This window comes from Streptomyces ficellus (genome assembly GCF_009739905.1).
Lineage (GTDB): Bacteria > Actinomycetota > Actinomycetes > Streptomycetales > Streptomycetaceae > Streptomyces > Streptomyces ficellus_A.
Genome location: NZ_CP034279.1, coordinates 5,508,230 through 5,530,798, shown reverse-complemented (window position 1 = coordinate 5,530,798; position 22,569 = coordinate 5,508,230). Strand labels below are relative to the sequence as shown.

Annotated in this window: 27 protein-coding genes; 5 read left to right on the top strand and 22 right to left on the bottom strand. The window is 73.7% G+C overall.

From position 1 onward, the window contains the following. Window positions 1-7 precede the first annotated feature (7 nt). The 11 genes from lgt to hisI form a co-directional block, all read right to left on the bottom strand. Window positions 8-1,024 (bottom strand): prolipoprotein diacylglyceryl transferase, encoded by a 1,017-nt coding sequence (lgt, locus tag EIZ62_RS24740; protein ID WP_156694885.1) that lies wholly within the window; start codon window positions 1,022-1,024, stop codon window positions 8-10. A gap of 81 nt (window positions 1,025-1,105) precedes the next feature. Beyond that, entirely contained in the window at window positions 1,106-1,957 is an 852-nt protein-coding gene (locus EIZ62_RS24735; RefSeq protein WP_156694884.1) for a DsbA family protein, read from the bottom strand. A 63-nt stretch (window positions 1,958-2,020) separates the two neighbouring features. Beyond that, entirely contained in the window at window positions 2,021-2,836 is an 816-nt protein-coding gene (gene trpA / locus EIZ62_RS24730; protein ID WP_156694883.1) for a tryptophan synthase subunit alpha, read from the bottom strand. After that, the gene (trpB, locus tag EIZ62_RS24725; RefSeq protein WP_156694882.1) at window positions 2,833-4,146 is read right to left on the bottom strand and encodes a tryptophan synthase subunit beta; all 1,314 of its coding nucleotides are present in this window, start codon (window positions 4,144-4,146) and stop codon (window positions 2,833-2,835) included. Before trpB ends, trpA begins: the two co-directional genes overlap by 4 nt. Window positions 4,147-4,267: 121 nt before the next feature. After that, window positions 4,268-4,468, bottom strand: a complete 201-nt coding sequence (gene trpM, locus EIZ62_RS32860) for a tryptophan biosynthesis modulator TrpM (protein ID WP_156696583.1) — start codon at window positions 4,466-4,468, stop codon at window positions 4,268-4,270. A 294-nt stretch (window positions 4,469-4,762) separates the two neighbouring features. After that, the gene (gene trpC / locus EIZ62_RS24715) at window positions 4,763-5,572 is read right to left on the bottom strand and encodes an indole-3-glycerol phosphate synthase TrpC (RefSeq protein ID WP_156694881.1); all 810 of its coding nucleotides are present in this window, start codon (window positions 5,570-5,572) and stop codon (window positions 4,763-4,765) included. 137 nt (window positions 5,573-5,709) lie between these two features. Beyond that, a complete protein-coding gene (locus EIZ62_RS24710) occupies window positions 5,710-6,252 on the bottom strand; it encodes a DUF2752 domain-containing protein (protein WP_156694880.1) in 543 nt (180 codons plus the stop codon). Between the two features lie 82 nt (window positions 6,253-6,334). Further along, window positions 6,335-6,610, bottom strand: coding sequence for an HGxxPAAW family protein (locus tag EIZ62_RS24705; protein ID WP_156694879.1), 276 nt, complete (start codon window positions 6,608-6,610; stop codon window positions 6,335-6,337). Window positions 6,611-6,730: 120 nt separating this feature from the next. Further along, window positions 6,731-7,390, bottom strand: a complete 660-nt coding sequence (locus tag EIZ62_RS24700) for a TIGR02234 family membrane protein (protein ID WP_425281845.1) — start codon at window positions 7,388-7,390, stop codon at window positions 6,731-6,733. A 23-nt stretch (window positions 7,391-7,413) separates the two neighbouring features. Continuing rightward, entirely contained in the window at window positions 7,414-8,913 is a 1,500-nt protein-coding gene (locus EIZ62_RS24695) for an anthranilate synthase component I (protein WP_156694877.1), read from the bottom strand. An 11-nt stretch (window positions 8,914-8,924) separates the two neighbouring features. Beyond that, a complete protein-coding gene (hisI, locus tag EIZ62_RS24690; protein ID WP_073752349.1) occupies window positions 8,925-9,275 on the bottom strand; it encodes a phosphoribosyl-AMP cyclohydrolase in 351 nt (116 codons plus the stop codon). 84 nt (window positions 9,276-9,359) lie between these two features. On the opposite strand from hisI, the gene EIZ62_RS24685 reads away from it, so the two are divergent. Then, the gene (locus EIZ62_RS24685) at window positions 9,360-9,995 is read left to right on the top strand and encodes a TIGR03085 family metal-binding protein (protein ID WP_156694876.1); all 636 of its coding nucleotides are present in this window, start codon (window positions 9,360-9,362) and stop codon (window positions 9,993-9,995) included. A gap of 52 nt (window positions 9,996-10,047) precedes the next feature. Here the strand turns inward: EIZ62_RS24685 and hisF are convergent, their stop codons facing one another. Genes hisF through hisD form a run of 8 tightly spaced genes read right to left on the bottom strand, consistent with a single transcriptional unit; the run spans window position 10,048 to window position 15,864 of the window. Further along, window positions 10,048-10,812 (bottom strand): imidazole glycerol phosphate synthase subunit HisF, encoded by a 765-nt coding sequence (gene hisF, locus EIZ62_RS24680; RefSeq protein ID WP_156694875.1) that lies wholly within the window; start codon window positions 10,810-10,812, stop codon window positions 10,048-10,050. Then, window positions 10,809-11,225, bottom strand: a complete 417-nt coding sequence (locus tag EIZ62_RS24675; protein ID WP_156694874.1) for a RidA family protein — start codon at window positions 11,223-11,225, stop codon at window positions 10,809-10,811. The genes hisF and EIZ62_RS24675 overlap by 4 nt, the downstream gene beginning before the upstream one ends. Beyond that, on the bottom strand, window positions 11,222-11,947 hold the full coding sequence (gene priA, locus EIZ62_RS24670; RefSeq protein ID WP_156694873.1) for a bifunctional 1-(5-phosphoribosyl)-5-((5-phosphoribosylamino)methylideneamino)imidazole-4-carboxamide isomerase/phosphoribosylanthranilate isomerase PriA: 726 nt from the start codon (window positions 11,945-11,947) through the stop codon (window positions 11,222-11,224). Before priA ends, EIZ62_RS24675 begins: the two co-directional genes overlap by 4 nt. Window positions 11,948-11,984: 37 nt before the next feature. After that, a complete protein-coding gene (gene hisH / locus EIZ62_RS24665) occupies window positions 11,985-12,629 on the bottom strand; it encodes an imidazole glycerol phosphate synthase subunit HisH (RefSeq protein WP_156694872.1) in 645 nt (214 codons plus the stop codon). Between the two features lie 5 nt (window positions 12,630-12,634). Next, on the bottom strand, window positions 12,635-12,802 hold the full coding sequence (locus EIZ62_RS32035) for a hypothetical protein (RefSeq protein ID WP_167536425.1): 168 nt from the start codon (window positions 12,800-12,802) through the stop codon (window positions 12,635-12,637). Window positions 12,803-12,836: 34 nt separating this feature from the next. Next, a complete protein-coding gene (gene hisB, locus EIZ62_RS24660) occupies window positions 12,837-13,430 on the bottom strand; it encodes an imidazoleglycerol-phosphate dehydratase HisB (RefSeq protein ID WP_023589163.1) in 594 nt (197 codons plus the stop codon). After that, on the bottom strand, window positions 13,427-14,545 hold the full coding sequence (locus tag EIZ62_RS24655) for a histidinol-phosphate transaminase (protein ID WP_156694871.1): 1,119 nt from the start codon (window positions 14,543-14,545) through the stop codon (window positions 13,427-13,429). The genes hisB and EIZ62_RS24655 overlap by 4 nt, the downstream gene beginning before the upstream one ends. Next, a complete protein-coding gene (gene hisD, locus EIZ62_RS24650; protein WP_156694870.1) occupies window positions 14,542-15,864 on the bottom strand; it encodes a histidinol dehydrogenase in 1,323 nt (440 codons plus the stop codon). The genes EIZ62_RS24655 and hisD overlap by 4 nt, the downstream gene beginning before the upstream one ends. 160 nt (window positions 15,865-16,024) lie before the next feature. Between hisD and EIZ62_RS24645 the strand changes: the two genes are divergently transcribed. From EIZ62_RS24645 to ybaK, 4 genes are all read left to right on the top strand, one after another. After that, window positions 16,025-17,635 (top strand): oxidoreductase, encoded by a 1,611-nt coding sequence (locus tag EIZ62_RS24645; protein ID WP_156694869.1) that lies wholly within the window; start codon window positions 16,025-16,027, stop codon window positions 17,633-17,635. A 123-nt stretch (window positions 17,636-17,758) separates the two neighbouring features. Continuing rightward, window positions 17,759-18,796, top strand: coding sequence for a hypothetical protein (locus EIZ62_RS24640; RefSeq protein ID WP_156694868.1), 1,038 nt, complete (start codon window positions 17,759-17,761; stop codon window positions 18,794-18,796). Between the two features lie 5 nt (window positions 18,797-18,801). Then, window positions 18,802-19,542: an LON peptidase substrate-binding domain-containing protein gene (locus EIZ62_RS24635; protein WP_156694867.1), complete on the top strand. Its 741-nt coding sequence runs from the start codon at window positions 18,802-18,804 to the stop codon at window positions 19,540-19,542. A gap of 16 nt (window positions 19,543-19,558) precedes the next feature. Next, a complete protein-coding gene (ybaK, locus tag EIZ62_RS24630; protein WP_156694866.1) occupies window positions 19,559-20,056 on the top strand; it encodes a Cys-tRNA(Pro) deacylase in 498 nt (165 codons plus the stop codon). A gap of 39 nt (window positions 20,057-20,095) precedes the next feature. On the opposite strand, the gene EIZ62_RS24625 is transcribed toward ybaK, so the two are convergent. From EIZ62_RS24625 to EIZ62_RS24615, 3 genes are read right to left on the bottom strand one after another with little or no spacing between them, the layout of a single operon-like run. Beyond that, window positions 20,096-20,707, bottom strand: a complete 612-nt coding sequence (locus EIZ62_RS24625) for a DUF2567 domain-containing protein (RefSeq protein WP_156694865.1) — start codon at window positions 20,705-20,707, stop codon at window positions 20,096-20,098. A 34-nt stretch (window positions 20,708-20,741) separates the two neighbouring features. Continuing rightward, complete coding sequence (locus tag EIZ62_RS24620) at window positions 20,742-21,575, bottom strand: ABC transporter permease (protein WP_156694864.1); 834 nt, start codon at window positions 21,573-21,575, stop codon at window positions 20,742-20,744. A gap of 13 nt (window positions 21,576-21,588) precedes the next feature. Then, the gene (locus tag EIZ62_RS24615; protein ID WP_208828261.1) at window positions 21,589-22,560 is read right to left on the bottom strand and encodes an ABC transporter ATP-binding protein; all 972 of its coding nucleotides are present in this window, start codon (window positions 22,558-22,560) and stop codon (window positions 21,589-21,591) included. Window positions 22,561-22,569: the final 9 nt, after the last annotated feature.

The window sequence follows — 22,569 nt, the reverse complement described above, 5'->3', positions numbered from 1 at the left end:
GGTCGGGTCAGCGCTTCTCCGCCGGCCCCGGCTTCACATCGGCCCCGCTGCCACCGGCCGGCTTCCCACCGGCCGGCTTGGCGCCCGCCGGCTTGGCACCGGCCGGCTTGGCACCGCTCCCGGGCATGTCCCCGGCGGCGCCCGCCGCGTCCGCGGCACGGGTCTCCGCCGCGTCCGCCTTCGCCGCGTCCGCCTTGGCGATGTCCGCGAGTGCCGCCGGCTCCACGACCTCCTCGCGCCCCGGCCGCTTCCGCGCCGAGACGACGATGTAGGTCACGGCCAGCAGGAACACCACGATCGCGGTCCACACGTTCAGCCGGAGGCCGAGGACGTGGTGCGCCTCGTCCACGCGCATGTACTCGATCCAGCCGCGCCCCGCGCAGTACGCCGCGACGTACAGCGCGAACGCCCGGCCGTGGCCGAGCCTGAACCGGCGGTCGGCCCAGACGACGAGCAGGGCGACGCCGACGCACCACAGCGACTCGTACAGGAACGTCGGGTGGTAGAGCCCGGCCTCGCGGTTGGGGCCCTCGCTGATCTCCAGCGCCCACGGCAGGTCGGTGGGGCGGCCGTACAGCTCCTGGTTGAACCAGTTGCCCCAGCGGCCGATGGCCTGGGCCAGGGCGATACCGGGCGCGATGGCGTCCGCGTACGCCGGCAGCGGGATGCCCCGGCGGCGGCAGCCGATCCAGGCGCCCACCGCGCCGAACGCGATCGCGCCCCAGATACCGAGGCCGCCCTCCCAGATCTTGAAGGCGTCGACCCAGTCCTCACCCTCGCTGAAGTACAGCTGGTAGTCGGTGATGACGTGGTAGAGCCGGCCGCCGATCAGGCCGAAGGGCACCGCCCAGACGGCGATGTCGGCCACGGTTCCGGCTTTGCCGCCCCGGGCGAGCCAGCGCTTGTTGCCGTACCAGACGGCGACGAAGACACCGATGATGATGCAGAAGGCATAGCCGCGCAGCGGGACCGGTCCGAGGTGGAGCACACCGGTCGACGGGCTGGGAATGTAGGCAAGGTCCATGGCAGGACCGACGCTACCCTGCCGGGCGGGAGACAGGGCAACCCGCCCGGCAAAGAGTGCATAACAGCGCGGGCCGCGCGGTCAGCCCGCCGTGGGGCTCGCGGGGGCCGAGGGCGCGGCGGGGGACGGGAAGGCCGTGCCGGGCTTCTTGCCCTTGTTCGCCTCGGCGACCCACTTCTTCAGGTTCTCGATGGAGATCTGTTCCTTGCCCTTGGTGGGGAAGATCGACTCGCCGTTGAGGAGCACGGTCGGGGTGCCGCGGAAGTCACCGGCGCGGAAGGCCTCGTTCGACTTGTTCACCCAGCCGTCGTGGGTGCCTTCCGACACGCACGCGCGGAAGGCCGGGGTGTCCAGGCCGGGCACCTTGGCCGCCAGCTCGAAGAGCTTCGCGTCCCGGGCGAAGGCGTCGTCCGGCTCCGGCGGCTGGTTCTGGTAGAGCACGTCGTGGTACGGGACGAACTTGCCGGCGTCCTGGGCGCATGCCGCCGCGTTCGCCGCGTTGAGCGAGCCGCTGCCGCCCATGTTGCCGTCGATGATCGTCGCAAGGTGGTACTCGACCTTGACCTGACCCGAGTCGGTCAGCTCGTGCATGGTGTCCCGGACGGCGTTCTCGAACTGGGCGCAGGCCGGGCAGCGGAAGTCCTCCCAGATCGTGAGCGTGGACGGGGCGTCGGTGGCGCCGACCGGGATGGCCGGCTGGTCCCCGCCGGACGCGCCGGTCGGGGCGGCGACGGGGCCGGAGCCGGAGCTGTCGCTGCTGTCGCCCGCGTTGGCGGCGATGAGCCCGACGACCGCGGCCAGCCCCAGGACGCCGACGACGGCCGCCGAGACGATCAGGGTGCGCCGTCGCTTCTCGCGCGCCTGGTCCCGCCGGCGTTCCTCCTGGAGCCGTTCTCGCGCGCTCCGCTTCCCTGCACTGTTCTTCTCGCTCACGCCCACAGCAACGAACCGGGGAGGCGCCCGCGCGCCTCCCCGGTCCACTTCCACCCGTACGAGTTACGAAACTCGCCGCACTCCTCGTGCCAGTTCGCCCGCCAGTTCCCGTACGGCGGCGATGCCGGCGGCCTGGTCGGCGGCGTCGAGCATCCGCTTGACGAAGGCGGACCCGACGATGACGCCGTCGGCGAAGGTCGCGACCTCGGCGGCCTGTACGGCGTTGGAGACGCCGAGGCCCACGCAGACCGGCAGTCCGGAGGTGGCGCGGGTGCGTCGCACCAGATCGGCGGCCTGCTCGCCGACGGATTCACGGGTCCCGGTGACGCCCATCAGGGACGCGGCGTACACGAAGCCGGACCCGGCGGCGGTGATGGTGGCGAGCCGCTCGTCCTTGCTGCTGGGCGCGACGACGAAGACGGTCGCCAGGCCGTGCTTCTCGGCGTGCTCGCGCCAGACGGCGGACTCCTGGACCGGCAGGTCGGGCAGGATGCAGCCCGCGCCGCCCGCGTCGGCCAGCTCGGCGGTGAAGCGCTCGACGCCGTACCGGTCGATGGGGTTCCAGTACGTCATGACGAGGACCGGCTTGCCGGTGGCCTCGTGTGCCTCACGGACCGTGCGCATCACGTCGGCGATCTTCACGCCGCCGCGCAGCGCGATGTCGTCGGCGGTCTGGATGACGGGGCCGTCCAGGACCGGGTCGCTGTGCGGGAGGCCGACCTCGACGATGTCCGCGCCGCCCTCGAAGACCGCCTTGACGGCCTCGATCCCGCCGTCGACGGTGGGGAAGCCCGCCGGGAGGTAGGCGATGAGCGCGGCCCGGTTCTCGGTCTTGGCCCGCTCCAGGGTGTCGCTCAGCAGCTGGATGTTCCCGCTCACTTGGTGCCCCCCTGGATCTCGGTGTCCGTCTGGATCTCGGCGGCGCCGTCGTCGGCGGAGGCGTCGGCCTCGACCGGGGCGGCGTCGGTGCCGTACAGCCCGAAGTAACGGGCGGCGGTGTCCATGTCCTTGTCGCCGCGGCCGGACAGGTTGACCACGACGAGGCCGTCCTCGCCGAGTTCCCGGCCCAGCTCCAGGGCTCCGGCCAGCGCGTGCGCCGACTCGATGGCGGGGATGATGCCCTCGGTGCGGGACAGCAGGCGCAGGGCCTGCATGGCGACGTCGTCGGTGACCGCGCGGTACTCGCCGCGTCCGCTGTCCTTGAGGTACGCGTGCTCCGGGCCGATGCCGGGGTAGTCCAGGCCGGCGGAGATCGAGTACGGCTCGGTGATCTGGCCCTCGTCGTCCTGGAGGACGTACGAGCGCGAGCCGTGGAGGATGCCGGGCTCGCCGGCGGTGAGGGTGGCCGCGTGCTCGCCGGTCTCGACGCCGTGCCCGGCCGGCTCGCAGCCCACCAGGCGTACGCCGGCGTCCTGGACGAACGCGTGGAAGAGGCCGATGGCGTTGGAGCCGCCGCCGACGCAGGCGACGGCCGCGTCGGGCAGCCGGCCGGCCCGCTCCAGGATCTGGCGGCGGGCCTCCACGCCGATGACGCGGTGGAAGTCGCGGACCATCGCGGGGAAGGGGTGCGGTCCGGCGACCGTGCCGAAGAGGTAGTGCGTGCGGTCGACGTTGGCGACCCAGTCGCGGAACGCCTCGTTGATGGCGTCCTTGAGGGTGCGGCTGCCGGACTTGACCGGGATGACCTCGGCGCCGAGCATTCGCATGCGGGCGACGTTCAGCGCCTGGCGCTGGGTGTCGATCTCGCCCATGTAGATGGTGCATTCGAGGCCGAACAGGGCGCAGGCCGTGGCGGTGGCGACGCCGTGCTGCCCGGCGCCGGTCTCGGCGATGACGCGGGTCTTGCCCATGCGCTTGGTGAGCAGGGCCTGGCCCAGCACGTTGTTGATCTTGTGCGAGCCGGTGTGGTTCAGGTCCTCGCGCTTGAGGAAGATCCGCGCGCCGCCCGCGTGCTCCGCGAAGCGGGGCACCTCGGTGAGGGCGCTGGGGCGGCCGGTGTAGTTGACCAGCAGGTCGTCGAGCTCGGCGGCGAACGCGGGGTCGCTCTTGGCCTTGTCGTACTCGACGGCGACCTCGTCGACCGCTGCGACGAGGGCCTCGGGGATGAACTTGCCGCCGTAGGCACCGAAGTAGCCCTCGGCGCTGGGGACCTGGCCCTCGGGATCGGGAATGAAGAACTCGCTGGGCATGCGACATGCTCCTTGGCGGGGGCGGCAACGGCCCCCGGAATGACTCGGCTTGACGGTGGTCTCGGTGTGCGCCGACGCCACCTGCCGCCCGCTGCCCGCCCCGGGAAGGGGTGTGGTGGGGTCAGCGGTGGCGGCGGTGGCGCGCGGTGCGCGCACGCCATCGCATGCCGTTGACCTGGCCGGGCTCATCGCCGATGACGTAGCGGACGCGCCGCCCGTGCACGCGCCGCGCCGGGGCACGGCAGCCGCGCGGCCGGCAGCCCCGGGCGAGCCGGGCGTACGGGTCGCGGGAGGCCGTGGTGTCGGGCGCCGGAACGGCCAGGTACGCGCGCGTGGCGCCGGTCACGGGGCGGCCGGGGGTCCGCGCGGCGAGGGGGGCCGGGTCACCGCCGGGGGTGGCCGGCCAGCCGTCCGCGACGGCCTGCGCACCGGTGCACGCGCGCGTGGCGCCGTGCGCCGCGTCGTCCGCCGGGCCCTGAACCGGGCCGTCCACCGCGCCGGTCGGGCCGCCGTCACCCGGGCGCGCGTCGGCGCGCGAGGGCCGGGCCGGGCGCGGGTACGTCCGGTACGGCGTCGCGGCGGCGACGGGGCGGGCGGCGGCGGTCATCGGGAGGGGTCAGCCCCGTCCGTGCCGGAGGGCCGGGTGGGCGCCGGCGGCGACCAGGTCGGCCACCGCGGACTTGGGGTCGCGTCCGGTGACCAGCGACTCGCCGACGAGCACGGCGTCCGCACCGGCGTTGGCGTAGGCGATCAGGTCGTGCGGGCCGCGGATACCGGACTCGGCGATCTTCACGATGTGGGAGGGGATCTCGGGGCCGACCCGCTCGAAGGTGGAGCGGTCCACCTTGAGGGTCTTGAGGTTGCGCGCGTTGACGCCGATGACGCGGGCGCCCGCGTCGACGGCACGCTCGACCTCGTCCTCGTCGTGCACCTCGACCAGGGGGGTGAGGCCGATGGACTCGGCCCGCTCGATCAGCGACTCCAGGGCGGGCTGCTCCAGGGCGGCGACGATCAGCAGGGCGAGGTCGGCGCCGTACGCCCTGGCCTCCCAGAGCTGGTAGGCGGTGACGATGAAGTCCTTGCGCAGGACCGGGATGTCGACCTTGGCGCGCACCGCCTCCAGGTCGGCGAGGGAACCGCCGAACCGCCGCTGCTCGGTCAGCACGGAGATGACGGAGGCACCGCCGGCCTCGTAGTCCGCGGCGAGCCCCGCGGGGTCCGCGATGGCGGCCAGCGCGCCCTTGGACGGGCTGGAGCGCTTCACCTCGCAGATGACCTTGACGCCGTCACCGCGCAGTGCGGCGGCGCCGTCCTTGGCCTGGGGCGCCTTCGCGGCCCGCTCCTTGAGCTCGTCGAGGGACACCCGCGCCTGCCGCTCTGCGAGGTCGGCGCGAACGCCTTCGATGATCTCGTCGAGCACACTCACGCGAGAGGCCCCCTTCCAGGTCGGTGATGTTGGATCAGGATCAGTCACCTCGATGGTATCCGCACCGGGGCCCAGAGTCCTCATCCGGCCAAACCCACCGCCGTGACCAGCGGTTTCACCGAGCTTCCAGGCCCCGGTCAGGGGGCGAGGGCGGAACCGAACGGAAGGTTCCGGACGACGGAGAAGACGGCCAGCAGGGCGCCCGCGGACCACCACCAGACGGGTCCGAGGGTGATCCGGAACGGCGTCCCCCGTACGGCGCGAACCAGCCAGAGCGCCATCACCACGGCGAAGACCAGGTAGCCGGCGACGGCGAAGGCGTTCGCGCCCAGCGCGGTGGCCAGGTCGCCGTGGACGAAGGCGTGGGCGCTGCGCAGGCCGCCGCAGCCGGGGCAGAGGATGCCGGTGAAGCGCACCAGGGGGCAGACCGGGTAGTGCCCGGGCTCGTTGGGGTCGACCGCCCCGACGTACACGAAGGCCGTCACGGCCGCCGCGAGGATGCCCAGGGGCGCCGTCAGCCGCCGCGCGCGGGACGGTGGACCCGGCGGGCCCACGACGGCGTGGCGGGCCCAGGAGGGCGGCGTGACGGCCCCGGGCGCGGGTTCCACGGGTTCGGGTGACCGGGCCGGCGAGCGGGGCGGCGGGGCGGGGCTGGCGAGGGGCGGCGGCTTGGGGTCCACCGGCTGATTGTCGCCGCTCGTGCGCGAAGGCGCAGCCCGGCTCGTGCCGGACCGCGCCTCGTGTCGTGATGCCCCGGACGGGTCAGGCGTGGGCGTCCGCGCGGGCGGTCTCGGGAGTGCTGTCCCTGCGGGCGGCCTCCGCGCGCGCACGGTCGAGCTCCGGGGTCGGCTTCTGGCCGAGGCCGGCGAGCTTCATCGCGAACCCGACGACACCGCCGAGCACGATGACGCCCATGCCCGCCCAGAAACCGAGCGGGTTGGCCGCCACCATGAAGGCGCCGGCGACGCAGAAGCCGATGAAGGAGATGGTGACTCCGGTCCAGGCGGCCGGGGTGTGTCCGTGGTCGCTGCCCGCCATGAATTGCTCCTCGTTGCTGTTGCTCTGTGTACGGCCCCGCCGGGTGCGGACGCTCAAGCGTCATTGTCCCGCACGCGCGCGTGCGGGGTGATCCGGGGGTCACCCGGCGCACGCCCCGCGTCAGGCGTCGTGCGTGGGGTCCTCGCCGCGGTCCAGCGCCTTCCAGAGGTCCTCGGGCCGGTCGGGGCCGGCGGCGCCCGCCGGGCGGGTGGTCCTGGGCGCGCGGGGGCCGCCGTCGCGCTCGTACCGCCCGGACATCGCGGGCCAGGTCCGGCCGTGCCGCAGGGCGAGCAGCCCGGCGACGACGATGAGCAGGGCGCCGGCGGCGGTGACGTAGGGCCAGGGCGTGTGGGTGAGGGCCTCGACGCGGGCCGCGGCGTCCCCGGTGGTCCCGGCGGCCTTCTCGTCGAGCGCCGCGCGGTCGGAGGCGCCCAGGTACGCGGCGACGGCCGCGCCCGCCCCGCTCAGGGTGAGCAGCAGCGACACCAGGAACCGGCCGGCGCGGCGGACCGCGAGGACGGCGACCAGGGCGGCGAGGCCCACGATGGCGAGCGCGGTGGGTACGCCGGTGACGTCACCGCCCGCGGCGTCCAGCGGCACCGAGCCGCCGCCGACGGCGACCGTGCCCTCGGCCCACGTCTGGCCCGAGGCGAGCAGGACGACGGCCGCGCCCAGGGCGCCCAGGAGCAGGGCGGCGGCGAGGCTGCGGCGACCGCCCGGGGCGGCCGCCGTCTCCTCCGCGCGGGTGGCACGGGGCTGGGGTACGGATGCGGCAGTCACGCGACCCACTATCCCTTATGCCCTCATGCGCCGTTCATCCGGTTGGCGGTGTGCACGGCGCGGAGCACCGCGGCGGCCTTGTTGCGGCACTCGGTGTCCTCGGCGACCGGGTCGGAGTCGGCGACGACCCCGGCACCGGCCTGGACGTACGCCGTGCCGTCGCGCAGCAGCGCGGTGCGGATGGCGATGGCGGTGTCCGAGTCGCCGGCGAAGTCCAGGTAACCGACGCAGCCGCCGTACAGTCCGCGCCTGGTGGGCTCCAGCTCGTCGATGATCTGCATGGCGCGCGGCTTGGGCGCGCCCGAGAGGGTGCCGGCGGGGAAGCAGGCGGTGAGGACGTCGAAGGCGGTGCGGCCCTCGGCGACGCGGCCGGTGACGGTGGAGACGATGTGCATGACGTGGGAGTACCGCTCGATCGACATGAAGTCGACGACCTCCACGGAGCCGGGTTCGCAGACGCGGCCCAGGTCGTTGCGGCCGAGGTCGACGAGCATCAGGTGCTCGGCGCGCTCCTTGGGGTCGGCGATGAGCTCGTCGGCGAGGGCCTGGTCCTCCTGCGGCGTGGCCCCGCGCGGGCGGGTGCCGGCGATCGGGTGGACCATGGCGTGCCCGTCCTCGACCTTGACCAGCGCCTCGGGGCTGGAGCCGACGACGTCGAAGCCGTCGAAGCGGAAGAGGTACATGTACGGGGACGGGTTGGTGGCCCGCAGGACCCGGTAGACGTCCAGGGCGCTCGCCGTGCAGGGGGCCTCGAAGCGCTGCGAGGGCACCACCTGGAAGGCCTCCCCGGCCCGGATGCGCTCCTTGATGTCCTCGACGGCCTCCTGGTAGGCCTCGCCGCCCCACAGGGCGGTGTACGGCGGCAGCTCGGAGGGCGGGAGGGCGACGGGTTCGGTGCGGACCGGCTGGGCGAGGTCGGCCGCCATGGCGTCGAGGCGGGCCATGGCGTCCGCGTACGCCTCGTCGACGCCCGTGTCGAGGTCGTTGTGGTTGATGGCGTTGGCGATGAGCAGGACCGTGCCGTCCCAGTGGTCCAGCACGGCGAGGTCCGAGGTGAGCAGCATGGTCAGCTCGGGCAGGTGGAGGTCGTCCCGGCCGTGGTCGCCGATGCGCTCCAGGCGGCGGACGATGTCGTACCCGAGATAGCCGACCATGCCGCCGGTGAAGGGCGGCAGGCCGCCGTCGAGGGTGCGGCCGAGGTCCCGCGGGGTGTGCAGGGCCTCCACGGTGGCGCGCAGCGCCTTCAGGGGGTCGCCGTCCACGGGGACGCCGACGGGCGGGGTGCCGAGCCAGTGGGCCTGACCGTCCCGGGCGGTGAGCGTGGCGGCGCTGCGTACGCCGATGAACGAGTACCGGGACCAGGAGCGGCCGTTCTCGGCGGACTCCAGGAGGAAGGTGCCGGGGCGTTCGGCGGCGAGCTTGCGGTAGAGCCCGACCGGGGTGTCGCCGTCCGCGAGGAGGCGCCGGCTGACGGGGATGACGCGGCGGTCGGCCGCCAGCTTGCGGAAGGTCTCGAGGTCCATGGCGCCAGACCCTACTTTCCGAGGGGGAGGACGTCGGCGTCGAAGCAGGTGCGGGCGCCGGTGTGGCAGGCGGCTCCCACCTGGTCGACCTTGACCAGGACGGTGTCGGCGTCGCAGTCGAGGGCGACGGACTTGACGTGCTGGACGTGCCCGGAGGTGTCGCCCTTGACCCAGTACTCCTGGCGGCTGCGGGACCAGTAGGTGCAGCGGCCGGTGGTGAGGGTGCGGTGCAGGGCCTCGTCGTCCATCCAGCCCAGCATGAGCACCTCGCCGGTGTCGTACTGCTGGGCGATGGCCGGGACCAGCCCGTCGGGGCTGCGCTTGAGACGGGCGGCGATGGCCGGGTCAAGGTTGCTGGTCATGTGGCCATTGTGCCGTGACGGCGGGGGCTCGCCGGGGTGGCGTCCACTGGGCGGACCGGACCGTCCGGCCGTACCCTGGCCCCCATGTCGACCCATGCCAAGCGTGAACGACTCCTGCTCGCCGACCTCTTGGAGGCCGCGGGCCCCGATGCGCTGACCCTGTGCGAGGGGTGGAAGACCCGCGATCTGGCGGCTCACGTGGTGGTGCGCGAGCGCCGCCCGGACGCGGCCGCGGGGATACTGCTGAGCCCCCTGCGCGGGCGCCTGGAGCAGGTGCAGGCGGAGTTCGCCTCCAAGCCGTACGAGGAGCTGATCCAGCTGATCCGTACGGGCCCGCCCCGGATGTCCCCGTACGCGATCAAGCAGGTGGACGAGGGCGCGAACACGGTCGAGTTCTACGTGCACGCCGAGGACGTCCGCCGGGCGCAGCAGGGCTGGACGGCGCGCGAGCTGGACCCGGTGTTCGCGGAGGCCCTGTGGGTGCGCCTGGAGAAGGCGGCGCGCATGCTGTGCCGCAAGGTTCCCGTGGGGTTGGTGCTGCGCCGCCCGAACGGCCAGACCGCGGTCGGTCACCGGGGCACCCCGGTGGTGACGGTCACCGGTGAGCCGGGCGAGCTGACGATGTTCGCCTTCGGCCGCCAGGACGCGGCCGACGTCGAGGTGGAGGGCGACAAGGACGCTGTCGAGCGCCTGCACGGGACGAAGCAGCTGGGCATCTAGGGCGCGTTGCGAGGGGAGCGTCACCGCCCGGGGCGGTGACGCTCCGCGTTCGCTAGCGCACCGGGTGGCCCGCCTCGCGCAGGGTGGACTTGACCTCGGCGATCCGCAGGTCGCCGAAGTGGAAGACCGACGCGGCCAGCACCGCGTCCGCGCCCGCGTCGATCGCGGGCGGGAAGTGGGCGAGCGCACCCGCGCCGCCGGAGGCGATCACCGGCACCGTGACGTGCTCGCGCACGGCGGCGATCATCGTGGTGTCGTAGCCGTCCTTGGTGCCGTCGGCGTCCATCGAGTTGAGCAGGATCTCGCCGGCGCCCAGCTCGGCGGCCCGGTGGGCCCATTCGACGGCGTCGATGCCGGTGCCGCGGCGGCCGCCGTGGGTGGTGACCTCGTAGCCCGAGGGCGTACCGGCGTCGGTGCGGCGGGCGTCGACGGACAGCACCAGCACCTGGCGGCCGAAGCGCTCGGCGATCTCCTGGATCAGCTCGGGCCGGGCGATGGCCGCGGTGTTGACGCCGACCTTGTCCGCGCCGGCCCGCAGCAGCTTGTCGACGTCGTCGGCGCTGCGCACACCGCCGCCGACGGTGAGCGGGATGAAGACCTGCTCTGCGGTGCGGCGCACCACGTCGTAGGTGGTCTCCCGGTTGCCGGACGACGCGGTGATGTCGAGGAAGGTCAGCTCGTCGGCGCCCTCGGCGTCGTACAGCTTGGCCATCTCGACGGGGTCGCCCGCGTCCCGCAGGTTCTGGAAGTTGACGCCCTTGACGACCCGGCCGTTGTCCACGTCCAGGCAGGGGATGACTCGGACCGCGAGGGTCATGACTGCTGCGCTCCTCGCTCAGCCGGTGCTCGGTACGCCTCGACCTCGACCTCGACGACCAGGCTCGGGTCGACGAAGCCCTGGACGATGATCATCGACGCGGCGGGGCGGACGGCGTCGAACAGCTCCTTGTGGGCGCGGCCGACCTCCTCGACGTCCCGGGCGTGGGTGAGGTACATGCGTGTGCGGACCACGTCGCCCGTGCCGAGCCCGAGCTGCCCGAGCGCGCCGATGGCCACGTTGAAGGCGTTGACGGCCTGCTCGTAGGGGCCGCCGCCGGCGATCTGGCCGTCGACGATGGAGGTGCAGCCGGAGACCAGGACCAGGCCGTTCGGCAGTTCGACGGCCCGGGAGTAGCCGAACTGCTCCTCCCACGGCGCGCCGGTCACCACACGGCGTACGGAGCCGGTCATCCGGCCACCGCCGCGAGCGCTTCCTCCAGGGTGAACGCCTTGGCGTACAGCGCCTTGCCGACGATCGCGCCCTCGACGCCGAGCGGGACGAGCTCCGACAGGGCGCGCAGGTCGTCCAGCGAGGAGACGCCGCCGGAGGCGACGACCGGCTTGTCGGTGGCCGCGCAGACGTTCCGCAGCAGCTCCAGGTTGGGGCCCTGGAGGGTGCCGTCCTTGGCGATGTCGGTGACGACGTAGCGGGCGCAGCCCTCGGAGTCGAGGCGGGCCAGCGTCTCGTAGAGGTCGCCGCCGTCGCGGGTCCAGCCCCGGCCGCGCAGCGTCGTGCCGCGTACGTCGAGGCCGACCGCGATCTGGTCGCCGTGCTCGGCGATGACCTTGGCGACCCACTCGGGGGTCTCCAGGGCGGCCGTGCCCAGGTTGACGCGGGTGCAGCCGGTGGCGAGCGCGGCGGCGAGCGAGGCGTCGTCGCGGATGCCGCCGGACAGTTCCACCTTGATGTCCATGGCCTTCGCGACCTCGGCGATCAGCTCCCGGTTGTCACCGGTGCCGAACGCGGCGTCGAGGTCGACGAGATGGAGCCACTCGGCGCCCGCGCGCTGCCAGGCGAGGGCCGCCTCCAGCGGGGAGCCGTAGGAGGTCTCCGTGCCGGACTCGCCGTGGACGAGCCGGACGGCCTGGCCGTCCCGGACGTCGACGGCGGGGAGGAGTTCGAGCGTGCTCATCTCAGCGGGTCCCGGATTTCTCGAGAGGGAAGGTCGGTCAGAAGGTGTGGAGCCAGTTGGTCAGCAGCTGGGCGCCGGCGTCGCCGGACTTCTCGGGGTGGAACTGGGTCGCCCACAGGGCGCCGTTCTCCACGGCCGCCACGAACCGCTCGCCGTGGGTGGCATGGGTGACCCTGGGCGCCCGCATGGCGGGGTTGGTGATCTCCAGGCTCCAGTCGTGCACGGCGTAGGAGTGCACGAAGTAGAACCGGGCGTCGGCGTCGAGTCCGGCGAACAGTTCGCTGTCCTCGGGGGCCTCGACGGTGTTCCAGCCCATGTGGGGGACGACCGGCGCCTTGAGGGGGCCGACGGTGCCGGGCCACTCGTCCAGGCCCTCGGTCTCCACCCCGTGCTCGACGCCGCGCTCGAAGAGGATCTGCATGCCGACGCAGATGCCCATGACGGGGCGGCCCCCGGCGAGCCTGCGCTCCACGATCCAGTCGCCGCGGGCCTCCTTGAGGCCGGCCATGCAGGCGGAGAAGGCGCCGACGCCGGGGACGAGGAGGCCGTCGGCGTTCATCGCCCTGTCGTAGTCGCGGGTGATCTCGACGTCGGCGCCGACGTGGGCGAGGGCCCGCTCGGCGGAGCGGACGTTGCCGAACCCGTAGTCGAGGACCACGACCTTGCGCTTCGCAGTGCTCATGCCGCTCACTCCCAGATTCCCTGGAGCCGCAGGACGCCGGCCAGCAGGCACATCACCGAGGCGATGGTCAGCAGGACGATGACGCCCTTGGGCATCCCCTGCTTGCTGAAGGAGTACACGCCTCCCGCCAGGAAGAGGCCGACGACGATCAGGATGGTCGAAAGACCGGTCACAGTGCTTGTCCGTTCTGCCCCGAGGCCGGCTCGCTCACAGCGCGCCCTTCGTGGAGGGCAGGATCCCGGCGGCGCGCGGGTCGCGCTCGGAGGCGTACCGCAGGGCGCGGGCGAGGGCCTTGAACTGGCACTCCACGATGTGGTGCGCGTTGCGCCCGTACGGGACGTGGACGTGCAGCGCGATCTGGGCCTGGGCGACGAAGGACTCCAGGATGTGCCGGGTCATCGTCGTGTCGTAGGCGCCGATCATGGGTGCCATGTTCTCGGGCTCGGTGTGCACCAGGTAGGGGCGGCCGGAGAGGTCGACGGTGACCTGGGCGAGGGACTCGTCCAGCGGCACGGTGCAGTTGCCGAACCGGTAGATGCCCACCTTGTCGCCGAGGGCCTGCTTGAAGGCGGCGCCGAGCGCGAGGGCGGTGTCCTCGATGGTGTGGTGCGAGTCGATGTGCAGGTCGCCGTCGGTCTTGACCGTGAGGTCGAACAGCCCGTGGCGGCCGAGCTGGTCGAGCATGTGGTCGTAGAAGCCGACGCCGGTCGACACGTCGACCTTTCCGGTGCCGTCGAGGTCTATCTCGACGACGACGGACGTCTCCTTGGTGGTGCGCTCGACCCGTCCTACGCGGCTCATGAGCTCTGCTCCTTCTTCAGTGCGCGAACCGCATCCAGGAACGCGTCGTTCTCTTCGGGTGTCCCCGCGGTGACCCGCAGCCGGCCCGGTACGCCGTTGTCACGGACGAGTACGCCCCGGTCGAGGATCTCGCGCCACACCGCGTGGGCACCGCCCTCACCGTCGAACCGTCCGAATTGTACGAAGTTGGCGTCGGAGTCGGTCACCTCGTAACCGAGGGCGCGCAGCTCGGTGACCAGCCGGTCCCGCTCGGTCTTCAGCTGCTCCACGTACCCCAGCAGCGTATCGGTGTGCTCCAGGGCCGCGAGCGCGGTGGCCTGGGTGACGGCCGACAGGTGGTACGGCAGGCGGACCAGCTGGACGGCGTCGACCACGGCCGGGTGCGCCGCCAGGTATCCCAGGCGCAGGCCCGCGGCACCGAACGCCTTGGACATGGTCCGGGAGACCACCAGGTGGGGGCGGCCCTCGATGAGGGGCAACAGCGACGGGCGGTGGCTGAATTCCACGTACGCCTCGTCGACCACGACCAGGGACGGCTTGGCCGCCTGGGCCGCCTCGTACAGGGCGAGCACGGTCTCGGCGTCGACGGCGGTGCCGGTGGGGTTGTTGGGCGAGGTGATGAAGACGACGTCGGGGCGGTGCTCGGCGATGGCGGCCGCGGCGGCGGCGACGTCGATGGTGAAGTCCTCGTGGCGCGGCCCGGAGATCCAGCCGGTGCCGGTGCCGCGCGAGATCAGGCCGTGCATCGAGTACGAGGGCTCGAAGCCGATCGCGAGGCGGCCCGGTCCGGCGAAGGTCTGGAGCAGCTGCTGGAGGACCTCGTTGGAGCCGTTGGCCGCCCAGACGTTGGCGGCGCCGACCTCGTACCCGGTGGTGCGGGTGAGGTAGGCGGCCAGTTCCGTGCGGAGTTCGACGGCGTCCCGGTCGGGGTAGCGGTTGAGGCCGCGGGCGGCCTCCCGGACACGCTCGGCGATCCGCTCGACGAGCGGCTCGGGCAGCGGGTACGGGTTCTCGTTGGTGTTGAGGCGTACGGGCACGTCGAGCTGCGGCGCGCCGTAGGGGGACTTGCCGCGCAGCTCGTCGCGGATGGGCAGGTCGTCGATGCCGATGGTCACCGGGGCGGCACCTTCCACTCGAACCTGGCCTTGATCGCGGCGCCGTGCGCCGGGAGGTCCTCGGCCTCGGCGAGGGTCACCACGTGGTGGGCGACCTCGGCCAGCGCGTCGCGCGTGTAGTCGACGATGTGGATGCCGCGCAGGAAGGACTGCACGGACAGGCCCGAGGAGTGGCAGGCGCAGCCGCCGGTGGGCAGGACGTGGTTGGAGCCGGCGCAGTAGTCGCCGAGGGAGACCGGCGCCCAGGGGCCGACGAAGATCGCGCCGGCGTTGCGGACGCGCTGGGCGACGGCGGTCGCGTCGGCGGTCTGGATCTCCAGGTGCTCGGCGCCGTACGCGTCGACGACCCGCAGGCCCTCGTCCAGGCCGTCGACCAGCACGATCGCGGACTGCTTGCCGCGCAGGGCGGGCAGGATCCGGTCCTCGACGTGCTTGGTGGCGGCGACCTGGGGCTCCAGCTCCTTCTCGACGGCCTCGGCGAGGTCGGGCGAGTCGGTGACCAGGACGGCGGCGGCGAGCGGGTCGTGCTCGGCCTGGCTGATCAGGTCGGCGGCGATGTGCGCCGGGTCGGCGGTGTCGTCGGCGAGGACGGCGATCTCGGTCGGGCCGGCCTCGGTGTCGATGCCGATCCGGCCGGTGAAGTACCGCTTGGCGGCGGCGACCCAGATGTTGCCGGGGCCGGTGACCATGTTGGCGGGGGCGCAGGACTCGGTGCCGTACGCGAACATGGCGACCGCCTGGGCGCCTCCGGCCGCGTACACCTCGTCGACGCCGAGGAGGGCGCAGGCGGCGAGGATGGTGGGGTGCGGGAGGCCGCCGTGCTCCTTCTGCGGCGGGGACGCGAGCGCGATCGACTCGACGCCCGCCTCCTGGGCCGGGACGGCGTTCATGATCACGGACGAGGGGTAGACCGAGCGCCCGCCGGGCGCGTACAGGCCGACGCGCTGGACCGGGACCCACTTCTCGGTGACCGTGCCGCCGGGGACGACCTGGGTGGTGTGCTGCTGCCGGCGCTGCTCCCGGTGGACGATCCGGGCGCGCCGGATCGACTCCTCCAGGGCGGCGCGGACGGCCGGGTCGAGCTCCTCCAGCGCGCGCGTGAGCGCGGCGGCCGGAACGCGCACCCGGTCGAGGACCACACCGTCGAACTTCTCCGCGTAGTCGATCAGCGCCGCGTCGCCCCGATGGTGCACGGCCTCGCAGATCGGCCGCACCTTCTCCAGGGCGGCTTCCACGTCGAACTCGGCACGGGGCAGCAGGTCGCGCAGCGCGCCGCCCTTCGGGAGGGCGTCGCCGCGCAGATCGATTCGAGAGATCACAGGTCAATTCTCGCAGACGGCGTCGCGCTGCCGAGCGCCCGTATCACTGGCTGATACACGCCGCAGTGGCGTCTTGTTGTCACACCTGACCGTTAGCGTTCGGTCCGTCACACAGCGGGAAGAACAGTCGTACGAATCAGGGGAAACGGAGGGGGCGGCAGTGACCGAGCCGCACGACGACGATGTGCCGGACGATCTGACCCCGTCCGAGGTGGGGATGTGGCAGGCGTTCCGGATCGGTGCGACCTATGACCTGAGCACCGGGAACGCGATGCTGGACGACCCGTTCTCGCCGCGCGTGTGGCCCCCCGAGCGGAGCGTGCGGGCCGACAAGGTGGCGCTGCTGCTGCTGGACGGGCCGCCCGCGCTGGCCGGCCGGGTCTCGGCGCTGAAGCTGCGCGGGGTGCACGTCACGGGGACGCTCGACCTGGCCGGTGGCACGGTCGGGCCGTACGTGGAGCTGCACGGCTGCCGGTTCGAGAACGAGGTGGTGCTGCCGGAGTCGCGGTTCACGACGCTGCGCATGGTCAAGTGCGCGATACCCCGGCTGGAGGCGGCGCGGCTGCACACCGAGGGCGACCTGCACCTGCCGCGCTGCCGGGTGGACCGCGGGGTGCGGCTCACCGACGCGCAGATCGGCACCGATCTGCTGATCAGCCAGATCCACGTGGGCCCCGACCGGCGCGGCCGGGCGATCGTCGCGGACGGGATGTCGGTGGCGCAGGACCTCCAGGCGGAGCTGATCGAGACGCACGGCGAGTTCTCGCTGCGGGGGGCGAAGGTCGGCGTCTCGCTGAGCCTGCGCGGCAGCCGGCTGCGCGGCGCGGAGGGCCGGCGGGCGCTGAACGCGCCGCAGCTGACCGTGGAGCGGACGCTGTACATGACGTACGCGTGGGTCAGCGACCGGACGGGGAACGCGGCGGGCGCGACGCCGCCCGGCGGGCTGGCCAACTTCAACACGCCCATGCGCGGCACGCGCGTGCAGCCGTTCGAGTGCCGGGGCGGGGTACGGCTGGACGACGGCCGGTTCGGGGACGCGGTGGACTTCCACCACGCGCGGTTCCTGCTGTCGTCGGAGCGCCGCGAGGAGCTGTCGCTGCGCCGGATCGTCACGCCCGAGCTGCGGTTCAACGGCGAGCGCCCGGAGGAGGGGCGGGTGGTGCTGAACGGCGCGAAGGTGGTGACGCTGATCGACCTGTCGACCAGCTGGCCCGGCCCGGGCGGCCTCGCCATGGGCGGGTTCGTGTACGAGAACCTCGTGCCGTACGGGCACTTCCCGCTCACCCGCCGCCTGGAGTGGGTGGCGGCGGCGACCCCCGAGTTCGCCCCGGAGCCGTACGAGCGGCTGGCGACGGTGCTGCGCAACTGCGGCGAGGACGCCGACGCGCGCGAGGTGCTGCTGGCCAAGCAGCGGCGGCGGCGCGAGACGCTGCCGCTGGCCGCGAAGATGTGGGGCTACCTCCAGGACTGGACGGTGGCCTACGGGTACCGGCCCGGGCGGGCGGCGCTGTGGATGGCGGTGCTGTGGGCCGCCGGGGCGCTCGCCTTCTCGCGGTGCGACCCGCCGGCGATCAAGCCGGGTGAGCACCCGAACTGGAACGCGGCGCTGTACGCGCTGGACCTCCTCCTGCCGGTGATCAACCTCAACCAGGACGGGTACTGGCGGGTGGAAGGCGTCTGGCAGTGGGCGTCGACGGTGCTGATCCTGCTGGGCTGGATCCTCGCGACCACCGTCGCGGCGGGCGCTTCGCGTCTCCTCAGGCGCAGTTGACACACTCGCACCACCCGCACATCGCTTTCTTTACGTTCTCTTGGCATTCGGCCGTGCAACCATTCCGCCGCCACCAAAGCTTCACAGCAGCACCCCTGGCGCGGCTCCCACCTGCGGTTTTCAATGGTCCGCACCATGTCATTGCTCCAGGTCCTGATCAGCACCGCGCGCGGGGTCCGGCACGCGCCGCAGCTCGCCGACGAGCTGCCGCCGGACCACGCGGTGCTGCTCGACGCGCCGGACGACCGGCTCGCCCCGGCGCTGGTCGCCGCCGCGCTGGGGGACCACGAGCCGGCCGCCAAGCTGCTCGCGACCACCCGCGGGGCCGCCGAGTGGGAGAGCCGCGACCGGTACGTCACCCGGCTGGCCGCCTTCGCACAGGGCCGGGAGGAGTGGCTCGCGGGCTGGCTCGAGGAGACGCCGCACGACCCGGACGCCCTGCTGGTCAAGGCCGAGGTCGCGGTCCGCAGGGCCTGGGAGTCCCCGGCGCGGGCGGAGCGGCTGCGCGACGTCGGACCACTGATCGACGCGGCCGCCGACGCCTCGCCCCGCGACCCGGTGCCCTGGCGCCTGGCCCTGGACCACGCGCGCGGCACGGGCGCCGGGCACCCCGCGTTCGAGGCGCTCTGGGAGCAGGCCGTGCGCCGCGCCGCGCACCACCACGGGTGCCACGTGGCCGCGCTGAAGTACCTGTCGGCCCAGCGGCGTGGCGCCCACGGCTCGTACCGGGAGTGCTTCGACTTCGCCGAGCAGGCCGCCGACGACGCCCGGCCGGGTTCGCTGATCAGGGCCCTGCCGGTGCGGGCGGCGTACGCGCAGCTGCGCGCGGGCGACACCGGGTCCGTACGGGAGGACCGGATCGACGCGGCGGCGGACCAGGCGATCGAGCTGTCCGGGCGGTACGCGGTGGCCGACCCGTGGCCGGCCGAGATGCGCAACGTGCTGGCGTACGTGCTGACCGGGCGGTCGCGGTGGGCGGCGGCGCTGGACCAGTTCCGGCTGATCGGCCCGTACGCGACGTCGTTCCCGTGGTCGTCGGTGAGCGACGATCCCCTGGGCCGGTTCCTCGACGCACGCGACGGAGTGCGCCTCGAAGTGGCCTCGGCCGTCCCGTCCCGGGGACGGGCCGGACGCGGCCGCTTCGGCGGCCATTACGCTTGACCGCTGTGACCACCGCTCGCCTGCCACTCTTCCCGCTGAACGCGGTGCTGTTCCCGGGCCTCGTGCTGCCCCTGAACGTCTTCGAGGAGCGCTATCGCGCCATGATGCGCGAGCTGCTCAAGACCGACGAGTCGGAGCCGCGCCGCTTCGCCGTCGTGGCGATCCGCGACGGGCGTGAAGTCGCGCCCACGGCGCCCGGGCTGCCCGACCAGACGGCGCTGCCGGAGAAGGGGCCGGCCGCGGGCTTCGGACCCGACCCCATCCAGGCGTTCCACCGCGTCGGCTGCATCGCCGACGCGGCGACCGTCCGGGAGCGGGAGGACGGCAGCTTCGAGGTCCTCGCGACCGGCACGACCCGGGTGAAACTGCTGTCGGTCGACGCGAGCGGGCCGTTCCTCACGGCGGAGCTGGAGGAGCTGGAGGAGGAGCAGGGCGACGGAGCCGGGGCGCTCGCCGAGGGAGTGCTGCGGGCCTTCCGCTCCTACCAGAAGCGGCTGGCCGGGGCGCGGGAGCGGTCCATGGCGGCGAGTCAGGAACTGCCCGACGAGCCGTCCGTCGTCTCGTACCTGGTGGCCGCGGCGGCGGTGCTGGACACGCCCGCCAAGCAGCGGCTCCTCCAGGCGCCGGACACCGCCACGCGGCTGCGGGAGGAACTGCACCTGCTGCGGGCGGAGACGGCCGTGCTGCGGCACCTGCCGTCGCTGCCGGCGGTGGAGCTGACCCGGGCGCCGACGAGCCCCAACTGACCCGAGGACACGACAGGTGGCGAAGAAGCCGAAGAAGCAGACGGGCGGCACCCCCGCGACGGTGGCCCTCACCGCCGCGGGCACGCCCTACACGCTGCACGCGTACGACCACGACCCCGCCTCGCCCTCGTACGGCGAGGAAGCGGCGGAGGCCCTCGGGGTCTCCCCCGACCGGGTGTTCAAGACCCTGGTCGCGGACGTGGACGGCGCCCTGACCGTCGCCGTCGTGCCGGTCGCCGGCCAGCTGGACCTGAAGGCCCTGGCGACGGCGGTGGGCGGCAAGCGCGCGACGATGGCCGACCCGGCCGCGGCCGAGCGCACCACGGGGTACGTCCGGGGCGGCATCTCCCCGCTGGGCCAGCGCAAGCGGCTGCGTACGGTACTGGACGCGTCGGCGGCGGAGCACGGCACGATCTGCGTCTCGGCGGGGCGCCGGGGGCTGGAGGTCGAGCTGGCTCCGGCGGACCTGGCGGCCCTCACGGACGCGGTGCTGGCACCGATCGGACGCGGCTGAGGCCCGGCGTCGCCGGGGCGGACGCGGGGAGCGGGACGGTCAGAGCGGAGCGTCCCAGTCCGGCTCCGGGTCCCGGGGGCCGAAGAGGGCCGTCAGGCCCAGGTGGACGAGCATCGCGGCCACCGGCCACGCCAGCACCGCGCCATGGGCCTGGAGCTTGAGCGGCGCGTCGAACGTGACGCCCGCCCCGACCGCCCGCGCGTGCGCCGCCACGTCGTGCGCCGGGCCGAGCAGCGTGCCGACGCCCCAGCCGAGCATCGCGCCGAACAGCCCGCCGAGGGCGAGCCCCACCACGATCGCGATGCCGCCGTGCCGGTGGAACCAGAACACGACCGCCGCGCTGAGCGCCCCGAGGCCGAGCGCCAGCAGGGTGAACACCCCGTCGGCGCCGACCGCGGCCTCGCCCTCCGTGTCCTTGAGGAAGACGGCCCTGCCGTCCGAGACGAGCGGGATCCGCGGCGCCAGCCACAGCCACAGCAGTCCGAGGGCGATCCCCGCGAGCGTCACCGCGAGCAGCACGACCGCGCCCTGGCGCACCTCGGCGGCCGTGTTCGGCGCCCCGTCCGTGCCCTCCTGGGCGGTGGGGTACGGCGGCGGCCACGCGGAGTCGTGCGGGGACGGCTGGTGCGGCGGAGTCAGCGGTGCGGTCACCCTGCCATCGTGCCAGGCGCCCCGGCGCGCTGCCTCACCGGACCGCCGCCCGCCGGTACGCCCACGTCGCGACGGCCAGCGAGACCACGCCGACCGCGGCGCACACCGCGAGGTCCAGCCCGACGGCCGCCCAGTCGGGCCGGGCGTCGAAGGTCCGCGCGAGCGCCTCCACCCCGTACGTCGACGGCAGCAGGTCGCGCGCCCAGCCGATGGGCGCGGGCAGCCGGTCCGCCGGGAGCACGCCCAGCAGCAGGGCGGCCGACATGCCGAGCTGGCCCAGCAGGGTGGCGAGCTCCTGCCGCGGCGCGAGCAGCCCGAGCGCCGCGCCGAGCCCGGCGAGGGCCGCCCCGGCGAGCGGGACGACCGCCGCGAGGATCCACAGATGGGTCAGCGGCAGCTGGAAGAGGACCGAGCCGACGACCGCCGTCACGACCGTCCCGGGCACCGTGAAGGAGGCGTACGCCCCGGCCGCGCCCAGCACCACGGCCGTCGGCGGCACCGGCAGCGTGGCGTAGTGGTCGAGGCCGCCGCTCGCCCGCAGCTGCCCGAAGTACTGCGCGAGCAGGTTCAGCGCGACGAACGCCACCACCAGCACCGACGATCCGGCGACGACGGCCCGCGCCTCCGCGCCCCCGTCGACGACCCCGCGCATCAGCACCATGATCCCGACGGACTGGAACGTCGCCACGAAGAGCAGCGGGATACGGGCCACCCGGGCGCGCGACAGCTGCGCCCCGTAGACGGCGGCGAGCGCGGGCAGCAGCCGTGCCCGGGGCGCGAGCGGCGCGGCGGCGCGCCGGGCCGGGTCGCCGGCCGGTGCGGCGGCGACCGCCCCGGAGGACACGGCCTGTGCGGGCAGGATGCTCACGTCATGCTCCTGTTCATGCCTTGACCAGGCCCTTCGTCTCGCCGCCCAGGGACAGGTAGACGTCCTCCAGGCTCGGCGTCGTCAGCGTGAAGTCGTCGAGCGCCGCGAACGCCGCGCCGCCCGTCACCGCCGCGACCGCCGCCCTGGCCTCCTCCGGCGCGAGCCGCAGCACCCAGGTGCGCCCCGACTCCTGCGCCGAGCCGCGCAGCGCCGCCACCTCGGGCACGTCCAGCGGAGGGCGCTCGCGCCACACCAGCTCCACGCGCACCTCGCCCGCCACCCGCTCCTTGAGCCCCGCCGGGGTGTCGCAGGCGATGACCCGCCCGTGCTCCAGCACGGCCACCCGGTCCAGGACCGTCTCGGCCTCGATGACGTTGTGGGTGACGAGCAGCACCGTCGTACCGGCCTGCGCGCGCCGCCGGTCGACGGCGGCCCAGACCGCCCGCCGGGCGACGGGGTCCATGCCGGTGGTCGGTTCGTCCAGGATCAGCACCGGCCGCTCCCCCACCAGCGCGGTCGCGAAGCAGGCGAGCCGCCGCTGTCCGCCGGACAGCTTCTTCAGCGGGCGTCCGGCGAGATCGGTGAGGCCCAGCTCGTCCAGGACGGCGTCCCGCTCGGCGCGGGCGTCCCTGGTCGTGAGGCCGCGCAGCCGCCCGGTGGTCTCGGCGGCGAGCGCGACGGTCAGCTCGTCGAGCGCCGTGGACTCCTGCCCGAGGTAGCCGATGAGGCGCGCGGCGCGGTCGGGGTGGCGCACGAGGTCGTGGCCGAGCACCTCGACGGTGCCGGAGTCGGGTCGCATCAGGCCGGTCAGCTGGCGGACGAGGGTGGTCTTGCCGGCGCCGTTGGGGCCGAGCAGGCCGAAGATCTCACCGCCGCGCACGTCCAGCGACACCCCGTCGGTGGCGCGCACCTCGGGCGTCCCGGGCCGCCCGCGCCTGCCGCGCGTGGCGGGGTACGTCTTGACCAGCTCCCGCACCACGCACACCGTACTCAC

What these genes read in the sequence shown, in the direction of transcription:
- EIZ62_RS24695 (WP_156694877.1), bottom strand. Translation starts at nt 8,913, where the DNA reads ATGGACCTCGAGACCTTCCGCAAGCTGGCGGCCGACCGCCGCGTCATC.
- trpB (WP_156694882.1), bottom strand. Translation starts at nt 4,146, where the DNA reads ATGCCCAGCGAGTTCTTCATTCCCGATCCCGAGGGCCAGGTCCCCAGC.
- lgt (WP_156694885.1), bottom strand. Translation starts at nt 1,024, where the DNA reads ATGGACCTTGCCTACATTCCCAGCCCGTCGACCGGTGTGCTCCACCTC.
- hisF (WP_156694875.1), bottom strand. Translation starts at nt 10,812, where the DNA reads ATGACCCTCGCGGTCCGAGTCATCCCCTGCCTGGACGTGGACAACGGC.
- EIZ62_RS24685 (WP_156694876.1), top strand. Translation starts at nt 9,360, where the DNA reads ATGTCGACCCATGCCAAGCGTGAACGACTCCTGCTCGCCGACCTCTTG.
- hisI (WP_073752349.1), bottom strand. Translation starts at nt 9,275, where the DNA reads ATGACCAGCAACCTTGACCCGGCCATCGCCGCCCGTCTCAAGCGCAGC.
- hisB (WP_023589163.1), bottom strand. Translation starts at nt 13,430, where the DNA reads ATGAGCCGCGTAGGACGGGTCGAGCGCACCACCAAGGAGACGTCCGTC.
- priA (WP_156694873.1), bottom strand. Translation starts at nt 11,947, where the DNA reads ATGAGCACGCTCGAACTCCTCCCCGCCGTCGACGTCCGGGACGGCCAG.
- hisH (WP_156694872.1), bottom strand. Translation starts at nt 12,629, where the DNA reads ATGAGCACTGCGAAGCGCAAGGTCGTGGTCCTCGACTACGGGTTCGGC.
- EIZ62_RS24705 (WP_156694879.1), bottom strand. Translation starts at nt 6,610, where the DNA reads ATGGCGGGCAGCGACCACGGACACACCCCGGCCGCCTGGACCGGAGTC.
- EIZ62_RS24675 (WP_156694874.1), bottom strand. Translation starts at nt 11,225, where the DNA reads ATGACCGGCTCCGTACGCCGTGTGGTGACCGGCGCGCCGTGGGAGGAG.
- EIZ62_RS24640 (WP_156694868.1), top strand. Translation starts at nt 17,759, where the DNA reads ATGGTCCGCACCATGTCATTGCTCCAGGTCCTGATCAGCACCGCGCGC.